This is a genomic window from Chryseobacterium sp. MHB01 (assembly GCF_034651565.1).
Classification (GTDB): domain Bacteria; phylum Bacteroidota; class Bacteroidia; order Flavobacteriales; family Weeksellaceae; genus Chryseobacterium; species Chryseobacterium nepalense.
The window spans coordinates 22,102-44,765 of the sequence record NZ_JAYEDA010000015.1 but is presented as its reverse complement, the minus strand read 5'-3'; the positions used below and the strand labels follow the sequence as shown (position 1 = coordinate 44,765).

At 36.7% G+C, this 22,664-nt stretch carries 24 protein-coding genes; 12 read left to right on the top strand and 12 right to left on the bottom strand.

Going from position 1 to position 22,664, the window contains the following annotated elements; translation table 11 throughout:
- Positions 1–62 precede the first annotated feature (62 nt).
- The 5 genes from U9K52_RS18675 to recR are packed head-to-tail and all read right to left on the bottom strand — an operon-like array spanning position 63 to position 4,208.
- Positions 63–1,097, bottom strand: a complete 1,035-nt coding sequence (locus U9K52_RS18675) for a hypothetical protein (protein ID WP_322927720.1) — start codon at positions 1,095–1,097, stop codon at positions 63–65.
- Positions 1,094–2,227 carry an NAD-dependent epimerase/dehydratase family protein gene (locus tag U9K52_RS18670; protein ID WP_248394551.1) on the bottom strand — a complete coding sequence of 378 codons (1,134 nt, stop codon included), beginning with the start codon at positions 2,225–2,227 and terminating at the stop codon, positions 1,094–1,096. Before U9K52_RS18670 ends, U9K52_RS18675 begins: the two co-directional genes overlap by 4 nt.
- Before the next feature lie 4 nt (positions 2,228–2,231).
- Complete coding sequence (locus U9K52_RS18665) at positions 2,232–2,783, bottom strand: acyltransferase (RefSeq protein ID WP_322927719.1); 552 nt, start codon at positions 2,781–2,783, stop codon at positions 2,232–2,234.
- The gene (locus U9K52_RS18660) at positions 2,780–3,571 is read right to left on the bottom strand and encodes a glycosyltransferase family A protein (protein WP_312173494.1); all 792 of its coding nucleotides are present in this window, start codon (positions 3,569–3,571) and stop codon (positions 2,780–2,782) included. Before U9K52_RS18660 ends, U9K52_RS18665 begins: the two co-directional genes overlap by 4 nt.
- A 22-nt stretch (positions 3,572–3,593) precedes the next feature.
- A complete protein-coding gene (gene recR / locus U9K52_RS18655) occupies positions 3,594–4,208 on the bottom strand; it encodes a recombination mediator RecR (RefSeq protein ID WP_263602456.1) in 615 nt (204 codons plus the stop codon).
- Positions 4,209–4,247: 39 nt separating this feature from the next.
- Here recR and U9K52_RS18650 point away from each other — a divergent pair, with 39 nt between their 5' ends.
- The 7 genes from U9K52_RS18650 to U9K52_RS18620 all read left to right on the top strand — a co-directional run bounded on the left by U9K52_RS18650 (position 4,248) and on the right by U9K52_RS18620 (position 8,440).
- The gene (locus U9K52_RS18650; RefSeq protein ID WP_263602455.1) at positions 4,248–4,445 is read left to right on the top strand and encodes a hypothetical protein; all 198 of its coding nucleotides are present in this window, start codon (positions 4,248–4,250) and stop codon (positions 4,443–4,445) included.
- Between the two features lie 122 nt (positions 4,446–4,567).
- Entirely contained in the window at positions 4,568–5,173 is a 606-nt protein-coding gene (locus U9K52_RS18645; protein ID WP_322927718.1) for a hypothetical protein, read from the top strand.
- A gap of 19 nt (positions 5,174–5,192) precedes the next feature.
- On the top strand, positions 5,193–5,684 hold the full coding sequence (locus tag U9K52_RS18640; protein ID WP_248394556.1) for a hypothetical protein: 492 nt from the start codon (positions 5,193–5,195) through the stop codon (positions 5,682–5,684).
- A gap of 82 nt (positions 5,685–5,766) precedes the next feature.
- Positions 5,767–7,212 (top strand): aminoacyl-histidine dipeptidase, encoded by a 1,446-nt coding sequence (locus U9K52_RS18635; protein WP_322927717.1) that lies wholly within the window; start codon positions 5,767–5,769, stop codon positions 7,210–7,212.
- Between the two features lie 116 nt (positions 7,213–7,328).
- A complete protein-coding gene (locus tag U9K52_RS18630; protein WP_248394558.1) occupies positions 7,329–7,562 on the top strand; it encodes a hypothetical protein in 234 nt (77 codons plus the stop codon).
- Positions 7,546–7,845, top strand: a complete 300-nt coding sequence (locus tag U9K52_RS18625) for a type II toxin-antitoxin system RelE/ParE family toxin (RefSeq protein ID WP_248394559.1) — start codon at positions 7,546–7,548, stop codon at positions 7,843–7,845. Before U9K52_RS18630 ends, U9K52_RS18625 begins: the two co-directional genes overlap by 17 nt.
- A 13-nt stretch (positions 7,846–7,858) precedes the next feature.
- Positions 7,859–8,440 (top strand): TIGR00730 family Rossman fold protein, encoded by a 582-nt coding sequence (locus U9K52_RS18620; RefSeq protein ID WP_322927716.1) that lies wholly within the window; start codon positions 7,859–7,861, stop codon positions 8,438–8,440.
- Between the two features lie 67 nt (positions 8,441–8,507).
- On the opposite strand, the gene U9K52_RS18615 is transcribed toward U9K52_RS18620, so the two are convergent.
- A complete protein-coding gene (locus tag U9K52_RS18615; RefSeq protein ID WP_248394562.1) occupies positions 8,508–8,837 on the bottom strand; it encodes a 2Fe-2S iron-sulfur cluster-binding protein in 330 nt (109 codons plus the stop codon).
- A gap of 72 nt (positions 8,838–8,909) precedes the next feature.
- The gene (locus tag U9K52_RS18610) at positions 8,910–9,965 is read right to left on the bottom strand and encodes an NAD(P)/FAD-dependent oxidoreductase (protein WP_322927715.1); all 1,056 of its coding nucleotides are present in this window, start codon (positions 9,963–9,965) and stop codon (positions 8,910–8,912) included.
- Positions 9,966–10,122: 157 nt separating this feature from the next.
- Here U9K52_RS18610 and U9K52_RS18605 point away from each other — a divergent pair, with 157 nt between their 5' ends.
- On the top strand, positions 10,123–10,893 hold the full coding sequence (locus tag U9K52_RS18605) for a DUF3108 domain-containing protein (protein WP_322927714.1): 771 nt from the start codon (positions 10,123–10,125) through the stop codon (positions 10,891–10,893).
- A gap of 298 nt (positions 10,894–11,191) precedes the next feature.
- On the opposite strand, the gene U9K52_RS18600 is transcribed toward U9K52_RS18605, so the two are convergent.
- From U9K52_RS18600 to U9K52_RS18585, 4 genes are all read right to left on the bottom strand, one after another.
- Positions 11,192–11,836, bottom strand: coding sequence for a response regulator transcription factor (locus U9K52_RS18600; RefSeq protein ID WP_248394567.1), 645 nt, complete (start codon positions 11,834–11,836; stop codon positions 11,192–11,194).
- On the bottom strand, positions 11,826–13,547 hold the full coding sequence (locus U9K52_RS18595; RefSeq protein ID WP_322927713.1) for a HAMP domain-containing sensor histidine kinase: 1,722 nt from the start codon (positions 13,545–13,547) through the stop codon (positions 11,826–11,828). Before U9K52_RS18595 ends, U9K52_RS18600 begins: the two co-directional genes overlap by 11 nt.
- Before the next feature lie 78 nt (positions 13,548–13,625).
- Positions 13,626–14,636: a phenylalanine--tRNA ligase subunit alpha gene (pheS, locus tag U9K52_RS18590; RefSeq protein WP_322927712.1), complete on the bottom strand. Its 1,011-nt coding sequence runs from the start codon at positions 14,634–14,636 to the stop codon at positions 13,626–13,628.
- 161 nt (positions 14,637–14,797) lie between these two features.
- The gene (locus U9K52_RS18585) at positions 14,798–15,457 is read right to left on the bottom strand and encodes a YceI family protein (protein WP_322927711.1); all 660 of its coding nucleotides are present in this window, start codon (positions 15,455–15,457) and stop codon (positions 14,798–14,800) included.
- Between the two features lie 85 nt (positions 15,458–15,542).
- Here U9K52_RS18585 and U9K52_RS18580 point away from each other — a divergent pair, with 85 nt between their 5' ends.
- On the top strand, positions 15,543–16,478 hold the full coding sequence (locus U9K52_RS18580; protein WP_322927710.1) for an ABC transporter ATP-binding protein: 936 nt from the start codon (positions 15,543–15,545) through the stop codon (positions 16,476–16,478).
- A 486-nt stretch (positions 16,479–16,964) separates the two neighbouring features.
- On the opposite strand, the gene U9K52_RS18575 is transcribed toward U9K52_RS18580, so the two are convergent.
- On the bottom strand, positions 16,965–17,309 hold the full coding sequence (locus U9K52_RS18575; protein ID WP_248394577.1) for a zinc ribbon domain-containing protein YjdM: 345 nt from the start codon (positions 17,307–17,309) through the stop codon (positions 16,965–16,967).
- A 206-nt stretch (positions 17,310–17,515) separates the two neighbouring features.
- Here U9K52_RS18575 and U9K52_RS18570 point away from each other — a divergent pair, with 206 nt between their 5' ends.
- From U9K52_RS18570 to asnB, 3 genes are all read left to right on the top strand, one after another.
- Positions 17,516–18,721, top strand: coding sequence for an RsmB/NOP family class I SAM-dependent RNA methyltransferase (locus U9K52_RS18570; RefSeq protein ID WP_263602445.1), 1,206 nt, complete (start codon positions 17,516–17,518; stop codon positions 18,719–18,721).
- A 109-nt stretch (positions 18,722–18,830) separates the two neighbouring features.
- On the top strand, positions 18,831–20,495 hold the full coding sequence (locus U9K52_RS18565; protein ID WP_322927708.1) for a GLPGLI family protein: 1,665 nt from the start codon (positions 18,831–18,833) through the stop codon (positions 20,493–20,495).
- A 317-nt stretch (positions 20,496–20,812) separates the two neighbouring features.
- A complete protein-coding gene (gene asnB, locus U9K52_RS18560) occupies positions 20,813–22,486 on the top strand; it encodes an asparagine synthase B (RefSeq protein ID WP_322927707.1) in 1,674 nt (557 codons plus the stop codon).
- Positions 22,487–22,664: the final 178 nt, after the last annotated feature.

Here is a 22,664-nt window from a genome sequence, read left to right as displayed (position 1 = left end):
TAAAAGCAACTCTTATGGGTTGCTTTTTATTTTTATAATATGGATATTATCTGTTTAAAAACTTATGCTTTATTCCTGAAAGCATTCCAATAATCATCCTGCGAATCTCCGAAAAGGCATTCAATAAAGGAATCAAGGGACATTTTATATAAAACATCAGGATTTATTTTTTTGAAGTCTGTTTTGAAAAATTCAGGGTCGAGCCGAATATCCTCCCTGTCGATGACCAGAATATTATCAGAATTGTAAAAAGGGTAATTCCTGATATCCGAATTGGTTGTGATCAATTTTCTTCCCGAAGCGAGAACTTCAAACGTCCTGATCGTTAAACCATGCTGAAAAGGTTTATTAATATCAAGAACAGCTTTTGATTTCTTATAAAAATCAATAATCTGATGATGATTTAATTTTTCAAAACTTACTTTTGAAATATCAAACTCCTTTAAATGTTTATCAACAATCTTTTTCAATCGAAAAGCAAATCTGCCCATTGCATAGTAATAGAAATAAGATCTTAAATTAAGACTATCCGCAATAGTCCTCACTTTCTCCCCCACTATATACCGGTCTGTATGAGCACTACCGATAAACACTACATCATACTGTGGCGGTTGAGGGTTCAGATTCAGGTTTTCATATTCATCCAGATAAAACAATGGCCTGAAATTCAGGTTATATTTTACTGAATCGTTATATTCAAAAGTAAATTTTTTATCAAAATAAATAAGATTTGAAATGAGATCAGGATATTCCTTCAATGGGTCAAAATTATAATAGATCATTTCCATTTCAGGATTACGCTCCTTTATTTTTTCAAGAAAAAAGGAAGGAATAGCTTCTCCTTTAATCAGAAAGAAAAAATCATAGGTATTGCCCTGAATTTCATTTAAAATCCGGTTATAATATTCTTTTATTTTTAACTGATAAAACTTTTTATTAAAGCGAATAATTCCTTTTGAAAAGTTTGAATTGGAAGGCCGCTCGTCATAAAAATCCACCTCAGCTCCCAACTCAGAAAGCCTTCGTACTATGGCTTTTTCGTAATTAAAAAAACTGACTGATAAAAAGAGTATTTTTTTGCCATGTAGATGTATCATTTTAAAAGTCCTTTTACTTTCATTTCATCCAGAGATTCCTTGAATTTTACATCTTGGATATTCTGCCGCAGTACCCAATTCGCAAATTTCGACATTCCCTCTTCAAAAGAAATTTCCGGCTGGAAATTAAGCTTTGATTTTATTTTGCTGATGTCTGCAAAATTATGCCTTATATCTCCTAAACGAAACTGTCCTGATACATTGATATGAAAATCGATATTGTAAAATTTCCTGAGATTTTCCGCTACGGTAGTCACGGAAGTTGAAACCCCTGTACCAACATTGAAAATCTCACCATTAGCTGCATCATTTTCAATACACTTTATAGTAGCCTTCACAGCATCATCCACATGAATGAAATCCCGTGATTCGTTTCCGTCTTCAAAAACGTTGATATCATTACCGTTAAGGATCTGTGATGAAAATATTGATAAAATACCGGTGTAAGGATTCAGCAAAGACTGTCCTTCACCATACACATTCTGGAATCTTACTGCTACCGGTGCCACACCCATTGATGAGCAGGCTGTCATCACCATTTGCTCCTGGGTATATTTTGTGATTCCGTAAATGGAAGTAGGATGTATTTTTGATTCTTCATCGGTAGGCAAGGCACGAAGCATCTGCCCATCTGGATAAATAATCTCAAAAATACCATTGCGCATTTCTTCTATATTTCTTGGTTTGGGATAAATTAATCCCAATTCCGGATGAAGATATTTCCCTTCGCCATATACTGCTCTTGAAGAAGCAATCACTACTTTTTTTACGCGGTGAGGTTTATTGACCAGAAGATCCAGCATTATTGCCGTTCCCGAAACATTGACTTCCGTATATTTCTCTATCTGGTACATTGATTGTCCTGTTCCTGTTTCTGCAGCAAGATGAACAATTACTTCCTGCCCGTCAATTGCTTTTTCCCAGTCTTCAGGATTTACCACATCCCCTTTGATAAAATTCACTTTCCCTGAAATGCTCCTGTACAAGGGAGAGTCTTCTTCCGGATTTTTTCCGTGAATCTGAGAAGAAAGATTATCCAGAACCGTAACCTCATATCCTTTTTTCTTAAGTTCCAGAGACAGCTTGCTTCCTATAAATCCGGCACCTCCCGTGATCAGAATCTTCTCCATACTTTTATATTACTTTTTCCCATTTTTGGGTTTCCAAATTATATTTTTTAACAATTTTAGCCGGAGCTCCCACAATGACACAATAATCCGGAAACGCTCCCTTCACAACGGAGTTTGCTCCCACAATACACTGTTTACCCAATCTGGTACCTGCCATGATGGCTGCTCCCATACCAATATAGCAATTTTCCCCGATTACCGTTTCACTTACAAGGTATTCCTGCTTCACTATATGTTTATTCAGTTCCTGATAATCATGGTCAATATTTGTAATAAAAACATTGGCCAGTATCAGTGAGCTTTTTCCGATAGTAAGATCACCCGCAGAAGTAATATGCACATTCTGGGAAATCACCACATCATCCTCTATATGAATATTGCCATTACGGTGCACTTCCAATCTGAGATGCGGAAAGATACGCACTTTTTTGCCTATAAAAACTTTTCGGGTACCCATCAAAAATAACGGTTTTCCCAAATATGAAGGAAAGCCGAATTTTCCGAAAAAGGGAGCATAGATAACAGCCCTCAATGCCCAGAAGATTTTATAGATCATATGCTGGTTTTAAAAATCCGTACAATATATTTCAATTTTGAGAATATAAAAAATAAAATATATTCAAAATAATGAATTCTGCCGGAGAGGTACATTTCCCTAAGGTTTTTTTGTATGCCTTTTTCCATTTCCGGTAAATTTGCAGAAAGGCCCGACACTCCGAAAGATCTTTTTCCCCCTCCCGTAAATACCAGTTCTTCCCCGAGAATATACATGGAATTGTTTTTGGAAACTCTCATCCAGTAATTGGCATCTTCAGAGTACTGCTGGTTTTCATCAAAAAAACCGGTGTTTTCCAGAACTTTTCTTTTAAATATTGCTGTAGAAGTCTGCCCGTCTACTCTTAACAATAATTTCCTCAGGGTAATCCGGGCAAGATTGATTGCATTTTTTTTGTAGGGAAACCATATTTTTTCGCCGTTTCTGAGGCTGGTAACAAAATCCACATTCAGATTTTCATCTTCCAGGAACTTCATCTGCTTTTGAGTTTTTGCAGGAAGCCATTCATCATCCGAATCCAAAAGTGCAATATAGTGGCCTGTTGCGGCTTTCATACCTTCATTCCTGGCTTTGGAAACCCCGCCGTTTTCCTGGCTGATGATCTTCATATTCAATTCAGGATGACTATCTCTGTAGTTTTCCGCCAGTTTTGCACTGCTGTCCGTGGATCCGTCATTAATGATGATCACTTCAAACTGATGCAGATCGTAATCCTGATTTTTCACGGAATCAAGAGCTCTGATTATCGTTTTTTCAGCATTAAACATAGGAATTATTACAGAGATCATATTCTAAATATTTTATATAAGATTATGACTTCTCTTCATTATACGGAAGCCTGTTGATAATTGATCTTCCCAGTGATATCTCATCGGCATATTCCAGTTCATCGCCTACGGAAATACCTCTTGCAATACTGGAAAAGTTGATATCAAAATTTTTAAATTTTTTGTAAATATAATACGCAGTGGTATCGCCTTCCATGGTTGCGCTTAGAGCAAAAATAAATTCTTTTACCCTACCTTCACTGAGCTTTTTTTCGATACTCGGAATATTCAGCTGACCGGGCCCTATACCTTCCATAGGAGAAATTTTACCACCTAAAATCAGATATTTTCCTGTATATTTCCCTGTATTTTCAATAGCAATCACATCCCGCACATCTTCCACGATACAGATCAGTTCGTCATGTCTTTTCGGATTGCTGCAGATCTCGCACACTTCAAAATCTGAAAAATTATGACATTCTTTGCAGTATTTGATATCATTTACCAGACTGATGAGAGAATTTCCCAGACTTACTGATCGGGAGGCCGGCTGCTTCAATAAATGCAGCGCTAAACGCAATGCCGTTTTTCTGCCTATTCCCGGGAGGCCGGAAATTTCGTCCACTGCTTTTGCCAAAACTTTACTAGGGTAATCCATAACACAAAAATAAGTAAAAAGATTCAGAATATTTTCAGAATGCTCCGAAGCAATTCTCTTTCCGGAAAGGTTGCCGCAGGGGTGAAAGGAACTTTCCCGGTTACCGGAAAAGTCGTTACTAGGGTGCAGGGAGCTTTCCCGGTCTCCGGAAAGTTTGTCGCAGGGGTGCAGGAGACTTTCAAGGTTACCGGAAAACCTGGTGCAGGGGTGAAAGAAGCTTTCGAGGTTTTAGCCTAAATTAATCTTAAATGTTCATAAAATCATTACTTTTTAAATTAAATGACGTTAAGATACCCTCTGTTTTAAAGCAATTAATATTATCTTTGATCCACTAAATATTAACTTGAAAAATAAACGAAATGGTACTTAACAATTTAAATTATCCGCTGGATTTTAAATTTAAGATTACAACATTGGCCAGTGATTTTAACATCACGGACAGAAACGGTAACTACGTGGCGTATGTGCGTCAGAAAATGTTTAAGCTGAAGGAGGATGTTATTGTTTTTAATGATGAAAGCAAATCCAAAGAGCTTTTCAGGATCAGAGCCAACCAGTGGATTGATTTTAATGCTTCCTATTCTTTATCGGAAATTGCCACCGGAAGAAACTTCGGAAGAATGGCAAGAAAAGGAATGCGTTCTTTTTGGAAAGCCAGCTATGATATTCTGGATGCCAACGATCAGCCAAAATTCAAAATCCAGGAAGATAGTGCATGGGTACGTTTTTTTGACCATCTGGTAGGCGAAATCCCGCTTGTCGGAGCATTTACAGGATACTTCCTGAACCCTTCCTACACCGTTACCGGCATTGACGGAAAAGAATATTTTAAACTTAAAAAAATGCCGTCATTTTTTGGAAGAAGATTTCAGCTTGATCGCCTCATCGATATTGATGATGAAGAAGAAAGCCTTGTGATCCTTTCCTTATTAATGATGACACTTCTTGAAAGAGCAAGAGGATAAACTTATATAACCGCAAACAATGAAATATTTTATCATTTTCTTTTCAGCTTTTCTGTTGGTTGCCTGTAAAAAAGAACAGCAGGGATCTCAGAATTCCGCTTCAGTAGATTCTTCTAACATAGTTAAAGATAGTGTAGCTACCGATCTTTCATCAAAGAAAATCGCTGTCGAAACCTTTCCTTTTCCTCCTGAAATCAAGGAATGTTCATGTTATTTTGCCAAAAGCAAAGCAGATTTTCTGGCCGAAAAATATATTTACGCTGATGATGCCGGGAAAACCGCATACATGAAACTTGACGGCAAAAGAATCGCTTTAAACCTTATCGCTTCAAGTGATATGGAAGCTGATGAAGTACTGAGCAAGGAAATTGAAAATGATGATTATAAAATTTCCGTAAAAGGTAAAAAAATAAAAGGTGAAGAGGCATTGCTCTTTGAAGGAACGCTCACCATTGAAAAACCGGACGGAACTGTTGTAAACATCCCAATCTATGGTGAATGCGGATGCTAAAGCTTCCTGCTGCCGGTAAAAATACTGCTTCCGATATCCGGAAGCATTTTTTATTTTGTAATTTTGAGAAAAATAAATTTCAATGGAGCTATCTAATATAGAACCGCAGATTATCTGGAAGAATTTTTCCAGGCTGAATGCTGTTCCGAGACCCTCAAAAAAAGAAGAAAAAGTAATTGCATTCATTAAAGAATTCGGTGAAAACTTAGGACTGGAAACTACGGTTGATGAAACGGGTAATGTAATTATCAAAAAACCAGCAACACCGGGAATGGAAAACCGCAAATCTGTAGTTCTTCAATCACACCTGGATATGGTATGCCAGAAAAACAACGATGTTAATTTCGATTTTGAAACGGAAGGCATCAAAATGGAAGTGGATGGAGACTGGGTAAAGGCGAAAGGGACCACTCTGGGAGCCGATAACGGACTGGGAGTCGCTACTATTATGTCAATCCTGGAAAGCACGGATATTCCGCATCCTGATCTTGAAGCTCTTTTTACGATCGATGAAGAAACCGGAATGACAGGAGCTTTAGGTTTAAAACCCGGACAGCTGACCGGGCAGATTCTCCTAAACCTTGATACGGAAGAAGACGACGAAATTGATATCGGCTGTGCCGGCGGAATTGACGTTACTATTTCACAGGACTATAATACGGAAGTAGCAAAAGGACAAATCATCAGAATTGAAGTAAAAGGCCTTCAGGGTGGTCATTCCGGAATGGATATCCACAAAGGTTTCGGTAATGCCAATATAATTCTGGGCAGAGTTCTTTATAAAGCACTCGACAAAGAAAATATTCAGCTGATCTCCATCGATGGTGGCGGACTGAGAAATGCTATTCCAAGAGAAGCGGTGGCCATTGTTTCCGTAAGAAATGCCCAGGAATTCATCGATGAGGTAACCAACGGACTGAAAAAAGAAATTATTGAAGAGTTTGCAACCGTAGAGCCTAATCTTCATATCAACATTGAAAGTTCAACCACTTCAGAAAAAGCCCTTTCCGAAGAAGATTCAAGAAAAATCATCCTTACGCTGAAGTCACTTCACAACGGTGTTTACAGAATGAGCCCTGATGTAAAAGATCTTGTGGAATCTTCCAACAATGTGGCAAGAGTAGAATTGAAAGAGGGTGCATTGAAAATTTTAAACCTTTCAAGATCTTCCGTAGAATCTTCAAAAGATTCTGTAGCAGAGCAGCTAAAATCCGTTGCTGAGCTTGCAGGAATGAAAACCGTATTCAGCGGTTCTTATCCAGGATGGAAACCGAAGCCCGGTTCGGAAATTGTAAAGCTGATGGAAAACATCTATGCTGAAAAGTTCGGAGAAAAGCCTCATGTTGTTGCCTGTCATGCCGGCCTTGAATGCGGAATTATCGGAGCTAATTATCCGGAAATGGAAATGGTGAGTTTTGGGCCTACAATCAGAGGGGCACATTCGCCTGATGAAAAAGCGAATATTCCTTCTGCACAGAAATTCTGGAGTTTTACGAAAGATATTCTAGCCAATATTCCTTTAAAATAGAATTGTAAAATTGCTATATTGAATATCCAAAATTATTTTGATTTTGGATATTTTTGTTTCTAAATCTTTATAGATTTTTATTTTAAATTTTTAAATTTGAATAAATAATACCAATTATGAACACACAGACTCTCAATGAAAAACTTGAATTAATTCAATGGTTGTCTACATTGGAGGATACTTCTATTATAAAAAAATTGATCCAATTTAGAAAAGAGGAAACTAAAGACTGGTGGAATGCGATTTCGGAAGAAGAGAAAAAATCTATTGAAAAGGGAATATCCGAAGCTGATAATGAAGAATTAAAACCTCATTCCGAAGCCAGAAAGTTATATGGAAAGTGGTTATAAAATTTTCTGGACTCCAAATGCTTTAAAGGAATTAGAACAAACCATAGATTATCTTCAAAATAATTTTACAGATAAAGAAATCAGAAAACTTTCTCATAAAATTGAAAGTTCGATAGAAATTATATCTCAAAATCCTTTTATATTTCCTGTATCCGAAACCAAAGATGTTTACAAGGCAATTATTCTGCAATTTAACACTATGTATTATCGTGTAAATGATAGCGATGTTGAAATTTTATCTTTCTTCTCAAACAGACAATCTCCTCAAAAAAGAAAAATTTAATTCTAATTTAACCATGAAAAGCATCACCGTATTCTGCGGATCAAGTTTTGGTTCGGAAGACATTTATAAAGAACAGGCAGTTTTGCTGGGAAAAACACTGGCAAAAAACAATATACAACTGATCTACGGCGGCGCAAATGTCGGTCTGATGGGTGCTGTTGCTGATGGAGCTTTACAGTCCGGAGGAAAAGTGATGGGCGTTCTTCCCTATTTTCTACAATCCAAAGAAATTGCGCACAAACAGCTTACCGAACTGATTCTGGTTGAAACCATGCATGAAAGAAAGACCAAAATGAATGAATTGTGTGATGGCGTCATCGTACTTCCCGGAGGTTACGGTACGCTGGAAGAATTCTTCGAAATGATTACCTGGGCACAGCTCGGGCTTCATCAAAAACCGATTGGCATTCTTAATATTGACGGATTTTATGATGATCTAATAAACCTTGTTCAAAATATGGTAGAAAAAGGCTTTTTAAAGCAAATTAACCGCGATATGCTGCTGATCAGTAATAATATTGATGAATTGCTGGAAATGATGAGGAATTATAAGGCTCCGACGGTGGGAAAATGGATTTCAAAGGATGAAACATAAATCTATTATAGAAGCAACACCCGAAGAAAGTCTTCGGGTGTTGCTTTTATAATTTAAATAAAATTTTCTAAGGATAAGGAGCAATTTCCACTTCCAGTCCTTCCATTTCCGGAACAATATGTAACTGGCATCCCAATCTGCTGTTGTCCTGCACATGAAAAGCTTCACCTAACATGGCGTCTTCTTCTGCTCCCATTTCTTCCAGTCCCGGATCGCTGATCACATAGACCTGGCAAGAAGCACACATTGCCATTCCTCCGCATACGCCGATGGTTCCTTCTTCTGCAAGTTCATAAGAACGGATAATCTCCATCAAATTCATCGACATATCGGTGGGAGCTACCACATCGTGGGTAACACCTTCCCGGTCGGTGATTTTTATATTTATATCACTCATTTTAGTTGATAGTTCTTTGTTAATGGTTGATGGCGGTCATTTTTCAACATTAACCGTCAACAGACAACAAATTTAGTCAATTTTTTTCACAACTGCTTTCTCCGCTTCTTTTCGGCTTCCGTCGAATCCGTCTACTCCGCTTACCGTTGTGTACTTTAAAACGAATTTCTTGCCCGGATTCAACCTGTTGTATACACTCTGACACATTAACGTAGCTTCATGGAAGCCACAAAGAATTAGTTTAAGTTTTCCAGGATAGGTGTTGATATCTCCGATGGCGTAAATTCCGTCGATATTCGTCTGGTAATCTAAAGCATTGTTTACCACGATTGCATTTTTCTCAATATTCAATCCCCAGTTTCCGATCTCACCCAATTTTGGCGTCAATCCGAATAGCGGAATAAAATAATCTGTTTCGATATCATAAGGATCCTGTCCGTCAACGGCTACGGTAATCGCCTCCACTTTTCCATCACCTTTAATGGCGGTAACTTCAGCAGGTGTAATTAATTTTATTTTCCCCTGGTTTTTAAGATCCTGAACTTTTTCCACGGAATCCAAAGCACCACGGAACTCGTTTCTTCTGTGAATCAGCGTTACTTCGCTTGCCACATTGGAAAGGAAAATACTCCAGTCCAGTGCAGAATCTCCACCTCCGGCAATCACTACTTTTTTATTTCTGAAATGTTCAGGTTCTTTTACAAAATATTCAAGTCCGTTTTCTTCGTAATCGGAAATATTTTCGATGGTTGGTTTTCTGGGTTCAAAAGTTCCCAAACCTCCTGCAATAGCAATTGCTTTTGCGCGGTGAACAGTTCCCTTATTGGTAATTACTTCAAACCATTCGTCATCAACTTTTGTGTAGGAAACAGCGGTTTCTCCTAAGGTAAAGCCCGGCTGAAATTGCTTAATCTGTTCCATCAGATTATCAATAAGTTCTCCTGCATTTACAGATGGATAACCCGGAATATCGAAAATAGGTTTTTTTGGATAAAGCTCGGCCAACTGTCCTCCCGGCTGTGGAAGTGCATCAATGATATGGCACTTCATTTTTAGTAAACCTGCTTCAAATACGGCAAATAGCCCGGTAGGTCCGGCTCCTATGATCAATATATCGGTCGTTATCATAATAATAAGATAATTTAATTATACTTGTGGCTGCAAATTTACTAATTTTAATGCGAAGCATATTTAATTCAGTCTAAATAAAAAACTGAGATTTATCAAATAGATTTTGAAATCCGGAGTTGTTTTTATTTGGCAGTGTTTTTGTAAAATTTTGAGTATGAAAAAATTTTTGAGTATTATTTTGGTGTTTCTGTTTACATTAAGTTTTAGTCAGATCACCAATATTGCAGATGGTGAGTCTATCAGCCTGCGAATCCATTACGGTTTTCTTAATGCGGGAACTGCTAATTTAACAGCAAAAAAAAGTGCCTACAGAGGAGTTCCGCATTTGTACGTAAAGGGAACGGGGCAGACTACAGGAGCGGTACGAGCGTTTTTTAAGGTTGATGACCTTTATGAAAGTTATATTAATATGAATACCGAACTTCCGAGTTTTTATGTAAGAAATGTAAAAGAGGGAAGCTATCGTCAGCATCTTGAAACAACCTTTAATCATGATAATAATACTTTGGTTCTTACAGATAAAAAAACGCCTGCCAACGGTTCCAAGGTTATAAAATCTGTGAAAGGAGTACAAGATATGCTTTCCTGTTTCTATTATTTAAGAAGTAAAAGCCCCGCTGAACTGAAAGTGGGAACGGTAATTAATATGAATGTCTGGATTGATGATGAAATGTTTCCTTTTCAGCTAAAGGTTACCGGTACAGAGAATCTTAAGACTAAGTTCGGTACTATTAATTGTTTAAAAATTATTCCATCTGTAAAAAGCGGAAGGGTTTTTAAAGAAAAAGAAGGTGTGGTGATGTGGGTTTCCAACGATGCAAATCACCTCCCGATACTTCTAAAAGCAGAGCTCGCCGTAGGTTCTCTAAAGGCCAGTATTGACGGATACAGCAATGTAAAATATCCATTAAAATTTACAAAATAAAACTCTGAACAAAAATCAGTAATAAAAGAAAAACCTCCGAAAATTCCGGAGGTCTTTTTTTGCATTTGATAATAAGCAGATCCACTTCCCCGAAGATATACTTAAATCATCATTTGCGTTTTTTTAATCCTTGATTCTTTTTTTATTTCATCATTTGTGTTTTCAGAATCAAAGATTGTTTTACAGGGTAATAACAGCTGATTATTATGGTACAAAGATATTGCACCATGGATATAGAATCACTAAAAAAACATTAGATATATATCGACACAATTGTAGATATTTTTCTACAACCCTATTAGGAATGATTTTTAACTAGCTCAATCAGCTTAACGATATTTTCAATTTTAAGCTTTTTAAACATTCTTTTTTTAATTGTACTGATGGTATTTTGCTTCACGTCCAGCATGTTTGCAATTTCGAGATTGCCGTAACCGGCAGCGTACATGCGTGCGATTTCAAGTTCTCTTTCTGTTAAAGACAGCAGTGGATTAACCAGATTGCGATTATTAAGTGAATTCATCAGCAAGGCCTGCGTTACGGGGGAAATATATTCACCTTTCTCAATTATTGAGAATATTGCCTCCTCTATCTCTTTTTCCTCACTAAGTTTACTCAGGAATCCGTCTGCTCCTGCATTCAGATATTTAAGAGCATGTATATTCTCATCAATTCCGGAAAAAATGAGAATTTTAATTTCCGGTTTTTTTTCTTTGATTTCTGTTATTATCTGAAGGCTGTTTCCTTCGGGAAAATGAGCATCGATTATCGCGATATGAATGGGATTATCATTGATACATTCTCTGATCTGCCGGAAATTTGATGCATGAAAGGCTTCATAATTGATTCCCGCAGCATCCAGTATAAATATCATTCCCTGCCGAATGAGCATATGATCATCTGCCAGCAGAAAAAATAGTTTTTCTTCATCCTTATTTATCATAACTGACTTTTAAATTAAGAGAAAAATAAACCTTTGTACCTTTTCCCGGTTCGCTTTGAACCGAAATCTGCCCATCGTAGAGTTCTATCAGTTCCTTGCATAAGTTCAGACCCAGACCTGCACCAATATTTTCGATATCATCTGATAAAACACCCTGATAATAAGGTTCAAATATTTTTTTAAGATCAGACTCTGCGATTCCAACTCCGGTATCAATAATTTCTGTTGTTAAAGTGACTACAGATTCTTCTGTAATTTCAGTTTTTACAGTAACAGTTATTTGCCCGTTCTCTGTAAATTTATTGGCATTGCCAAGAATATTCATAAAAATCTGGGCGATTTTAGCATTGTCCGAATACACCATCAGGTCCGGATTGATCGCTTTATTCACCACAAATGTATTGTTTCTTGTTTCTATATAATTTTCAATGGAGCTTAATATAGATGTGATCTGGCTATTGAGATTAAAAGTAACCGGAATGAGTTTATTTTTTACATGCTGGTTTTTAGTATATTCCAGAATCTGATTTGCCTGGAGCAATAACGTATTGCTGGTAAAACCAATAGATTTAAGATACTCTTTGATTTCTTTATCATCCGTTTTCTCACTGATTCTATTAATGAGAATACCGATAATTTTCAACGGAGCCCTTAACTCATGGCTTAACATTCCCAAAACCCGGTTTTTAAATTCAAGATTTGCTTTGATCTGAAGATTAGCTGCTTTTAATTTCTTTTCATAAGAAAAAGCGACACCTGTAAGCATCATAATAAGAACAGAGATTATAAGCATAAGAATCATTGCTCCGAAAATAAGATTCGTCCTGATGCGGTTATTTGCAGAGTTTTGTCGATAATATTCTTTTTCCAGATCTGCCCTAGAATTCTTGATGGCATAGTCATAAATATTCATGACACTATTTCCATACATTAGCAGATTACCGAATATTTTATAAAAAGCAGTACTATTGCTTTCTTTCCGTAAAACATTGGTCTGCATATATTTAACCTGTACTTTATAATGATTATTAACTACATCCAAAATACTGTCAAATTCAGCTTTTATGAGTGCTGTATTGGGATTAATTCCTTGTTTCATGGTTACAACAATACTGTCTTTGCGCACATTTTCTTTTCCGGATATTGCATCTCTTAAACGCCCGAAAAATCTTTTTTTCTTTATCGTATCAGAATAGGTTTTCCTTTCTATATTAAACTTATCAAAATTATAATCAAGATCATACTTTCTGATTTCGGGAAAAACATAGGGTCTTTTAAGGCTTGTATTGGTAGAATATTCATGCACGGAATCAATAAGGTTTTTCAGCCTTTGAACCTTTGGAGAATTTTTATTTTCTAAAATCAGTATGTTTTTTAATCTAGGATATTTATTTTTATAACTGTCGATACTGTCCAGATTCTTATCAAGTTTATGTAAAGATTTAAAATATAAGTCCAGATATTTTTTATCATTATTAGAGACATATTTCTGAAAGTCAACCTGTGCGTTTAACAATTCTTTTTTAGAATTATTTGTGAGCTTTTCCAGGGAATGAATCTCTTTTAGCTGACTTTCAATAAACTTTAAATTTTTCTTTGTAATGAACTCATTGTAGAAAAAGCCCGCAATCAGAAACTGTATAAGTAATATACATAAAATCAAAGAGTAGTGAATGAATTTCCTTAATCTAAAACTTATCTTTTCAACCATCTGCGTAATTTAAATGTAAAAATAATAAAAAATCCCATAAAATAATTTACAGGATTTTATATATTTTATTTAATTTCATTAAAGACTCTTGAACTGTTCCAGTGTTCTGATGTCATTTTCAAAAAACATTCTGATATCACTCATCTGATAGAGCAGCATCACAATTCTTTCAATTCCCATTCCGAAGGCATAACCGGAATATTTTTCAGGGTCTATATTTACATTTTTCAGAACAGCAGGATCTACCATTCCGCAGCCCATAATTTCAAGCCATCCGGTTCCTTTGGTAATTCTGTAATCGGTCTCAGAATTTAATCCCCAGTATACATCGATTTCTGCACTTGGTTCTGTAAAAGGGAAATAAGAAGGTCTCAATCTGATTTTTGATTTTCCAAAAAGCTCTGTAGTGAAAAACTGAATCGTTTGTTTAAGATCTGCAAAACTCACATTTTTATCAATATACAAACCTTCGATCTGATGAAAAATACAGTGCGACCGCGAAGATACCGCCTCATTTCTGAAAACCCTTCCCGGAGAAAGAATTCTGATAGGCGGCTGATTTTCTTCCATGTAACGGATCTGTACTGAAGAGGTATGCGTTCTTAAAAGAATATCAGGATTCTGCTCAATAAAAAAGGTATCCTGCATGTCTCTGGCCGGATGGTATTCCGGAAGATTCAGTGCGGTGAAGTTATGCCAGTCGTCTTCAATCTCGGGTCCGTCTGCTACGGCAAAACCAATAGATTTAAAAATCTCGATAATTCTGTTCTTCACCAGATTAATGGGATGTCTTGAACCCAGATCCAGAGGGAAGGCAGGTCTCGTAAGATCTTCCTTTTCAACTATAACAGAAGATGCTGAAGCATTTTTCAAATCCTCCAGTTTTACATTAACTGCCTGTTTCAGAGTATTGATCTTTTGTCCGAAATCTTTCTTCTGGTCATTCGGAACGTCCTTGAATTTTTCAAAAAAATCATTCAGAATTCCTTTCTTTCCATTGTATTTGATACGGAAGTTTTCAATCTCCTCTTTTGATGTAGCATTGAAACTGTTTACTTCAACCAGTAACTCTTCTATCTTTTCTATCATTGTTTTACCCTTTCAGAATGTTTTGCAAAAATACGGTTTTTCGGCGAAATATTTTTCCTTAAATTGTTAAAAAAATCCGCTCCTGTTAAGAGCAGATTTCAATCAATTTTCAAGTAAATAAAAAATATCTTTTTCTTTTAAAAAGAAAGACTGGATCATCCTTATTTTTTTTCCAATGCCTTTACATTGATCTGGAGCGTAATCTCATCTTTAATCACCCCGTTTTCGACAGGACTCTGAAACTCAACACCAAACTCTTTTCTGCTGATGTCTTTAGGTTCCGTAGCAATACTTACCACACCGTCTTTAACGGATACGTTTGCTTTGAACTGCATTTGTTTTGTGATGCCTTTAATGGTTAAATTTCCATCCAGTACAGTATTATAATCACCTTCTGCCAAAGGAGAAACCTTTGTAATTTCATAAGATGCTGTAGGAAATTTTTCTGTTTCAAAAAAGTCTCCGCTTTTGAGATGACCGTTAAGTTTTTCCATTTGTGCGGCATCTTTTTTAAGATCTTCAGAAGTGAGAGAAGTCATATCCGCTACAAATTTTCCGCTTTGCAGTTTACCGTCTTTTGCGATTACATCTCCGCTTTCAAACTTAATGATTCCGAAATGGCTTGTATTTTCAGATTTAAATATTTTATATCCCTTCCACTCTACTTTGCTGTTTAAAGTATCGACTGCAAACTGGGCACCATCTTTAGCAGTTACCACCTCATTACTTTCACCGGTTACAGGTTTTTCCTTTTTGCAGGAAACGATGATAAATGAAGCCAGAAAAGCAGAAAAAACTACCGAAAATAGCTTTCTTTTCATAATTTTTTAAATTTTGTTACTCCTGCTAAAATAATAAAAAAAATTGTTCTTTCCTAGAAAGATTTCAATTCATTACATTTGTATTATGCTATTAGAAATAAATAATCTATTCTTTTCATATTCTATAGAAAAACCTTTGTTTCAGAACCTTAACCTGCATTTTGACGAAGGGAAAATCATCGCGCTTGCAGGGGAAAGCGGCTGCGGAAAATCGACTTTGTTAAGCCTGATTTACGGACTTCTCGACTGGCAGAGCGGTACTATTGTTTTTGATGGCGAAAAATTGCACGGACCTAAAGGAAACCTGGTTCCCGGAGAAGCTAAAATGAAGTTTGTTGCCCAGAATTTTGACCTGATGCCTTATGCAACCGTAGCTGAAAACGTAGGCAAATTTATTTCTAATATCAATTTAACAAAGAAAAAAGAAACTGTTTCAGAATTGCTGGAAGTTGTAGGCCTGCAAGAATTCGCTAATGTTCTCCCGAAATACCTGAGTGGCGGACAGCAGCAGCGGGTGGCCATAGCACGGGCTCTTTCCGTTCTTCCGAAACTGCTGATCCTTGATGAGCCTTTCAGTAATCTTGATTTTCCGAGAAAAATCGAACTTCGTGAAAAGTTATTCCGATATGTTAAGCAACAAAATATTTCACTGATTATTTCTACACATGAGCTCCAGGATATCATTCCATGGCTGGATGAGATTGTCGTATTGCAAAACGGAGAGGTCATTCAGAAAGCAAGTCCCGAAGAGACCTTTAAAAATCCTTACAACTCTTATGTTGCAAAGATGTTTGGTGAAGTCAATATTTTCAATACAGATGAAATTGCCGTTTTTCAGCTTCCGAAATTTTCTTATTATCCCAAAGAAATAAAACTTTCGGAAAATGGTATTGAAGCGGAAGTCCTGGAAAGCCGTTTTGCCGGAAATCATTACTGGAATAAAATAATGACAAAGAATAAAGAACTGATTATGTACACCGATCGGCAAATCGAAAAGTCAGTGAACATTACATTTGATTAATCTATTTTTCCTTTTCCGACTAAAACTGAAAAATGACTGATACCCTAGCCCCGATCGAAGCATCTGTTTGAGCTCATTTTCTTGATTTTGGCTGCGGCGGCGAAGCCGCCGCAGCCAAAATCAAGAAAATAGCGAGTGCGGAGAGCGGGAAAAAGCTTCCAATAAAATATATTTTGCTTTTCGATGTAATCAAAAGCTCCTAAAAAATAATAAAAAATATAGTTAAAAGCTTCTGAAAATCTTTTATTAAACACTTTGAATTTTACGCTTTACAACTATAAACAACACATTTCCCAATACTTATTGTGGAATTGTGCATAAAAAAAATACAAATGTAAGAACCTCGTTTAAAAGTTTTCATTACATTTGTACTTCCACAGCATAAGGAAATTTTTGGTTAATTCTCTTTCTGCCTCCTAAAACGAAAATTAGCATTCCTGCAATCTAGTTTTTTGAAAGATTACACTGTCCAATTCTTTCCTTTTTTTATGCCTTTTTCACAAATTCAGACTTCAGGGCCATTGCACCAAAACCATCTATTTTACAGTCAATATTATGATCGCTGTCTGGTCTCAGACGGATGTTTTTTACTTTCGTCCCTGCTTTCACCGGCTTCGGCGCTCCTTTTACCGGAAGATCTTTGATAACAACCACCGAATCTCCGTCCTGAAGTTCGTTACCATTTGAATCTAAAATTTTTCCCGAATCTGATGCCCCTGCAGTTGTTTCTTCAGGATTCCATTCGTAAAAACACTGTGAACAAACCATTACATTATCGCTAGGATAGGTAAATTCGGAGCCGCATTTCGGACAAAGTACAGAATCACTCATTGTATTAATTTTTTTGCAAAGGTAATTTTTTAATGTTTTTAATTAAAATCTAAAAACATGAGATATATCCGGAACATTAGATTTAGGCTGCAAATACCTAATAATAAAATTTTGTTTTAATCCTTATTCCGCGACCTTAAAACTTTCAGCCTGACATTCTCAACTTTAATTCGTATTTTTGCAGATTCAAAATAGCAGAACCAATTATGGAACTTATTCACAGAAACTTAGCCATCGGAATTCACGATGCCTTACAGGAAACATTTTTTGAGAAAAATAAATATGCCGATAAAGTAATCGAAAGACTTTTAAAAGCAAACAAAAAATGGGGAAGCCAGGACAGAGCCGTTGTTTCTGAGATTTTCTACAATATCATCCGTTGGAAAAAGCGCCTTGAATATTACATGGGAGAAGGCGTGAAACCCAACAATGTCTATAAATTGATGATTGCCTACCTTCTGTGGAGCAAAACCAATTATAAAAAATTTGAAGAATTTGACGGAATAAAAATTGCCGACATTCTTACAAAACTGAAAAAAGGAACCGTTCCCACAAAAGCCATTGAACATTCAATTCCGGAATGGCTTGCCGAAACTCTTGAAAAAGAACTGGGCGAAAAATGGGAAAAAGAAATGTATGCCTTAAATGAACAGGCGCCGACTGTTTTGAGAGCTAACTCTTTAAGAACTACCACTAAAGAACTTATTTCTGATCTTGCGGACGAAAATATCACCTCTTATCCGGTAAGAAATTATCCCGATGCAGTACAGCTGGAGGAGAAAAAAAATGTTTTTCTTACTACTGCCTTTAAAGAAGGTTTGTTTGAAGTTCAGGATGCTTCTTCACAAAAAATCGGGTATTTCCTTGATGTAAAAGAAGGCCAGCGTGTAGTGGACGCGTGTGCCGGAGCCGGCGGAAAAACACTCCATCTTGCCGCATTAATGGGCAATAAAGGGCAAATCATCGCATTAGATATCTTCGACTGGAAGCTTGCAGAGCTGAAACGACGCGCAAAAAGAGCCGGAGCCCATAACATTGAAACCCGTCTGATTACAGATAATAAAGTAATTAAAAGACTTCACGACAAAGCTGACCGTTTATTGATTGATGCACCTTGTTCAGGACTTGGTGTTTTAAAAAGAAATCCGGACAGCAAATGGAAAATCGATCAGGATTTTATAGACCGCATCAAAAAAGAACAGCAGCAGATTATTCAGGATTATTCTAAAATGCTAAAAAAAGGAGGAAAAATGGTGTATGCAACATGTTCTATTTTACCATCCGAAAATAATGAGCAGGTAAAAGAGTTCCTGAAACATAATCCGAATTTCAAAATGATCAAGGATGAAAAGGTAATGCCCAGCGAAGGCTACGACGGATTTTATATGGCTCTGATCGAAAGAGTTTCTTAGGATTAATAACATACCAAAATACAACTACTCTGAAATCAGGGTAGTTTTTTTATTTGAGCACATCCGCAACAGATATAAAATTTATCTTTGTAAAAACGATTAATCCAATATGTTTCAAAAAATTTCACTCAGTTTTTTCATTGTATTATCATTACTATCTTTTTCACAAACCTATGAGGTCCAGTACATCAATTCATATAATGGAAAAGTAATTCCCAATCAGTCTGCCACGCTGGTTTGGGCCAACGAAAAGGAAAATTTTATTCTGAATACCAAAATCAGAGAACAAAAAGCGGAATTCCCGTTTGAAATCACCAAAATTGAAAAACCTTCCAATACCGTAATTTCCTATGCATTTTTGAAACCGGACGAAATTATTTCTACATCCGATGCTGAATCTGTAAATAAACAAAACTTTGAATTCACAAATGAAACAAAGAAAATTTTAGGCTACAATTGCAAAAAAGCAGTAACCAAAATTAATTCCAATACCATCGAAATCTGGTATACCACTGATCTTAAGATTAACGGTGGCCCCTCTGTACTGGGACAAAGTTTAGGTTTTGTGCTGGAAATTGAAAGAAATAAAAATTCACTTTTATCCGCCAGTTCGATTAAAAAAATCAAGAAAACGGATATTGATAAAATTCTCAGCAGCCAGGTTACTTCCACGGATCAGCTGGGCTACAAGGACATGCTCTGGAAAAGCAGGTTTACCACATTAAAAGTTTTTGAAAACGAAACGATCAACTTTTCCGGAGATTCAAAATCCGATGGTGAGGTTAAAAGATTTGCCAACGGAACTATTATCCTTAAAAAAATTAAATTCCCAAAAATAAAGGAAGGCGACAATATCTTCGTTGAGCTAAAACAGCAGTCCAACGGAGATGCCTACGACAGAACGGGGACCGTATTTTTTATTCCGCAGGATAAAAAAGAATCTTTTCTGGACGGATTGGAAAACGGTGTAAAAACTCTTCCGGCGTACGACAACGGAAACGGAAAGCAGTATTTCGGCGTTACCGCAACAGAAAATTATAATCCGGCGGTGGAAATGATGCGTTTCTTTACCGCTTTCGGGATTAATAAATTCAATAATCTTCAGATTAAAGATAAAACCTGGCAGAAAACCAGTCCATACCGACAGGACATTACTGAACTGAAATCTGCTTTAAATGACAAAGAATTGTGGATCGGAACTTTTATAGGAAACTATGATAAAGGTGGCCACAAAATCAGCCTGGAAATCACCATCCATAAAAGCGACCAGACTATCCATAAAAACAATACGGTGATTCCCTTATTCAATACGCTTAATATTATGGAAATGGCAGGACAGGACTATTCTACAATGTTCAGCCAGGACAAAGGCTTAATGGTGGAATTTACTTTAACAAAAGATCTTAAAAATGCGCAGTTGAGATATATTACCACCGGACACGGAGGCTGGGAAAATGGTGATGAATTTGTTCCGAAAACCAATACGGTATTATTAGACGGAAATAAGGTATTTTCTTTTATTCCGTGGAGATCAGACTGCGGTTCTTACCGGCTTTATAATCCGGCATCCGGAAATTTTGGCGACGGACTGTCTTCATCAGACCTAAGCCGCTCAAACTGGTGCCCCGGAACTATTACGAATCCTGATTTTATTTCTCTTGGAGATCTTAAAGCCGGAAAACATACCATTCAGGTAAAAATCCCTCAGGGACCAACCGAAGGAAACAGTTTCAGCTCCTGGAATGTTTCAGGTGTCCTGCTGGGAAATGAATAAAAAAACCTTCTCGCAAATTGGATCTGCAAGAAGGTAAAAACACAAATGATGAAAAAAAATTATTTCGAGCCACAAAGTAATGGGAAAAATTTCCGTAATTAATTATCATACATTAATAAATATTCAATTTTAATTTTGTATATGTTTAACACCATACGGGCAGTTAAAAAATTTAACTAAAATCATATAAAATTTTACATATAATTAAAATTTTACTAAATAATAAATCATTAAGTTAAAAATATACGCTTAATGATTTTTTTTATTGTTTATTATAAACCACAACAATACTTTTGTTTTAATTAAATGATAAAACAATGTGTGGAATTGTATGTCTTTTTGACGCTAAACAAAAAACTGAAATATTAAGACCTCAGGTTCTCGAAATGTCTAAAAAAATCCGTCACCGCGGTCCGGACTGGAGCGGGGTCTTCCAGGATGAAAAAGTAGTTTTCTCCCACGAAAGGCTCGCTATTGTAGATCCTACTTCCGGAAAGCAACCACTTTTTTCCAAAGACGGGAAAGTAGTTCTTGCCGTAAATGGGGAAATTTACAACCATCGAGAATTAAAAGAAGAGTTTCCGGATTATGAATTTCAGACCCAGTCTGACTGTGAAGTTATCCTGGCACTTTATAGAAGATACGGTAAAGATTTTATAGAAAAACTAAACGGTATTTTTGCTTTTTCACTGTACGATACCGAAAACGACATTTACCTTATTGCCCGCGATCATATGGGAATCTGCCCGCTCTATCAGGGATGGGATAAAAACGGAAATTATTATGTAGCTTCCGAACTGAAAGCACTGGAAGGAATCTGCAAAAAAATCGAATCCTTTTTACCCGGACATTTTGTGTACAGCAAGGATGGAAGCGAACTCCAGCAATGGTATAAAAGAGACTGGGAAAATTATGACGCTGTTAAAGACAATGAAACTGATATTAATGTATTAAGAAAAGGCCTGGAAGATGCCGTACACCGACAACTCATGAGTGATGTTCCTTACGGAGTGCTTCTTTCCGGCGGTTTAGACTCTTCCGTGATTTCTGCCATAACGGCAAAATTTGCACGACAGAGAGTAGAAAGCGGGGACACGCAGGAAGCATGGTACCCTCGATTACACAGCTTTGCAGTTGGTCTTGTAGGCTCTCCCGATCTGGCAGCTGCGCAAAAAGCAGCGGAACACATCGGGTCGGTTCACCATGAAGTAAATTTTACCGTTCAGGAAGGTCTTGATGCGATCCGTGATGTAATTTATCATCTTGAAACCTATGATGTTACCACTATCAGAGCGTCTACTCCGATGTATCTTCTGGCAAGAGTAATTAAATCAATGGGAATTAAAATGGTACTTTCGGGAGAAGGTTCTGATGAATTGTTCGGAGGATATTTATATTTTCATAAAGCACCTGATGCGAAAGAATTCCACGATGAAACCGTTAGAAAGTTGGGAAAACTTCACCTTTACGATTGTCTGCGTGCCAACAAAGCGCTAATGAGCTGGGGTATTGAAGGCCGCGTTCCTTTTTTAGATAAAGAATTCATGGATACTGCAATGACCATTAACCCTAAAGATAAAATGGTAAATGCCGCTGAAGGAAAGATTGAAAAATGGGTATTGAGAAAAGCCTTTGAAGACATTCTTCCGGAATCCATTGTCTGGAGACAAAAAGAACAGTTTTCGGATGGTGTGGGCTATTCATGGATTGATACATTGAAAGCCGTTGCCGAGAAAGAAGTGACGGATGAAATGATGACGCATGCACGATTCAGATTTCCTGTGAATACCCCTCAGAATAAAGAAGAATACCGCTACCGATCTATTTTTGAAGAACATTTTCCAAGTGAAACAGCTGCCGCTACCGTACCTTCTGTTCCTTCAGTTGCCTGCTCCACTCCTATTGCTTTGGAATGGGATGAAGCTTTCAAAAACATGAATGATCCCAGCGGAAGGGCTGTAAAAGTCCATGAAACTTCTTACGGAGAATAAGGTTGAGGATTAGAGTGCATGAAAGTTTTTTTGTGTTTGTGAAATTACTTTCAATTTTTAAATATTCCTGATTGATCAATGCATATTATCAATTTTGAAGCTAAACCTTTAACCTTAAAAACCTGCAACATAAATATAAATTTATCAATCCTGTAGCAATACAGGATTTTCTTTTGCA

Coding starts and splice junctions, on each gene's coding strand:
- U9K52_RS18650 (WP_263602455.1), top strand. CDS start 4,248: ATGCTCCGAAGCAATTCTCTTTCCGGAAAGGTTGCCGCAGGGGTGAAA.
- U9K52_RS18600 (WP_248394567.1), bottom strand. CDS start 11,836: ATGATAAATAAGGATGAAGAAAAACTATTTTTTCTGCTGGCAGATGAT.
- U9K52_RS18565 (WP_322927708.1), top strand. CDS start 18,831: ATGTTTCAAAAAATTTCACTCAGTTTTTTCATTGTATTATCATTACTA.
- U9K52_RS18675 (WP_322927720.1), bottom strand. CDS start 1,097: ATGATACATCTACATGGCAAAAAAATACTCTTTTTATCAGTCAGTTTT.
- U9K52_RS18610 (WP_322927715.1), bottom strand. CDS start 9,965: ATGATAACGACCGATATATTGATCATAGGAGCCGGACCTACCGGGCTA.
- U9K52_RS18625 (WP_248394559.1), top strand. CDS start 7,546: ATGGAAAGTGGTTATAAAATTTTCTGGACTCCAAATGCTTTAAAGGAA.
- asnB (WP_322927707.1), top strand. CDS start 20,813: ATGTGTGGAATTGTATGTCTTTTTGACGCTAAACAAAAAACTGAAATA.
- U9K52_RS18640 (WP_248394556.1), top strand. CDS start 5,193: ATGAAATATTTTATCATTTTCTTTTCAGCTTTTCTGTTGGTTGCCTGT.
- U9K52_RS18570 (WP_263602445.1), top strand. CDS start 17,516: ATGGAACTTATTCACAGAAACTTAGCCATCGGAATTCACGATGCCTTA.
- U9K52_RS18595 (WP_322927713.1), bottom strand. CDS start 13,547: ATGGTTGAAAAGATAAGTTTTAGATTAAGGAAATTCATTCACTACTCT.
- U9K52_RS18605 (WP_322927714.1), top strand. CDS start 10,123: ATGAAAAAATTTTTGAGTATTATTTTGGTGTTTCTGTTTACATTAAGT.
- U9K52_RS18665 (WP_322927719.1), bottom strand. CDS start 2,783: ATGATCTATAAAATCTTCTGGGCATTGAGGGCTGTTATCTATGCTCCC.
- U9K52_RS18630 (WP_248394558.1), top strand. CDS start 7,329: ATGAACACACAGACTCTCAATGAAAAACTTGAATTAATTCAATGGTTG.
- recR (WP_263602456.1), bottom strand. CDS start 4,208: ATGGATTACCCTAGTAAAGTTTTGGCAAAAGCAGTGGACGAAATTTCC.
- U9K52_RS18645 (WP_322927718.1), top strand. CDS start 4,568: ATGGTACTTAACAATTTAAATTATCCGCTGGATTTTAAATTTAAGATT.
- U9K52_RS18580 (WP_322927710.1), top strand. CDS start 15,543: ATGCTATTAGAAATAAATAATCTATTCTTTTCATATTCTATAGAAAAA.
- U9K52_RS18620 (WP_322927716.1), top strand. CDS start 7,859: ATGAAAAGCATCACCGTATTCTGCGGATCAAGTTTTGGTTCGGAAGAC.
- U9K52_RS18615 (WP_248394562.1), bottom strand. CDS start 8,837: ATGAGTGATATAAATATAAAAATCACCGACCGGGAAGGTGTTACCCAC.
- U9K52_RS18575 (WP_248394577.1), bottom strand. CDS start 17,309: ATGAGTGATTCTGTACTTTGTCCGAAATGCGGCTCCGAATTTACCTAT.
- pheS (WP_322927712.1), bottom strand. CDS start 14,636: ATGATAGAAAAGATAGAAGAGTTACTGGTTGAAGTAAACAGTTTCAAT.
- U9K52_RS18585 (WP_322927711.1), bottom strand. CDS start 15,457: ATGAAAAGAAAGCTATTTTCGGTAGTTTTTTCTGCTTTTCTGGCTTCA.
- U9K52_RS18660 (WP_312173494.1), bottom strand. CDS start 3,571: ATGATCTCTGTAATAATTCCTATGTTTAATGCTGAAAAAACGATAATC.
- U9K52_RS18635 (WP_322927717.1), top strand. CDS start 5,767: ATGGAGCTATCTAATATAGAACCGCAGATTATCTGGAAGAATTTTTCC.
- U9K52_RS18670 (WP_248394551.1), bottom strand. CDS start 2,227: ATGGAGAAGATTCTGATCACGGGAGGTGCCGGATTTATAGGAAGCAAG.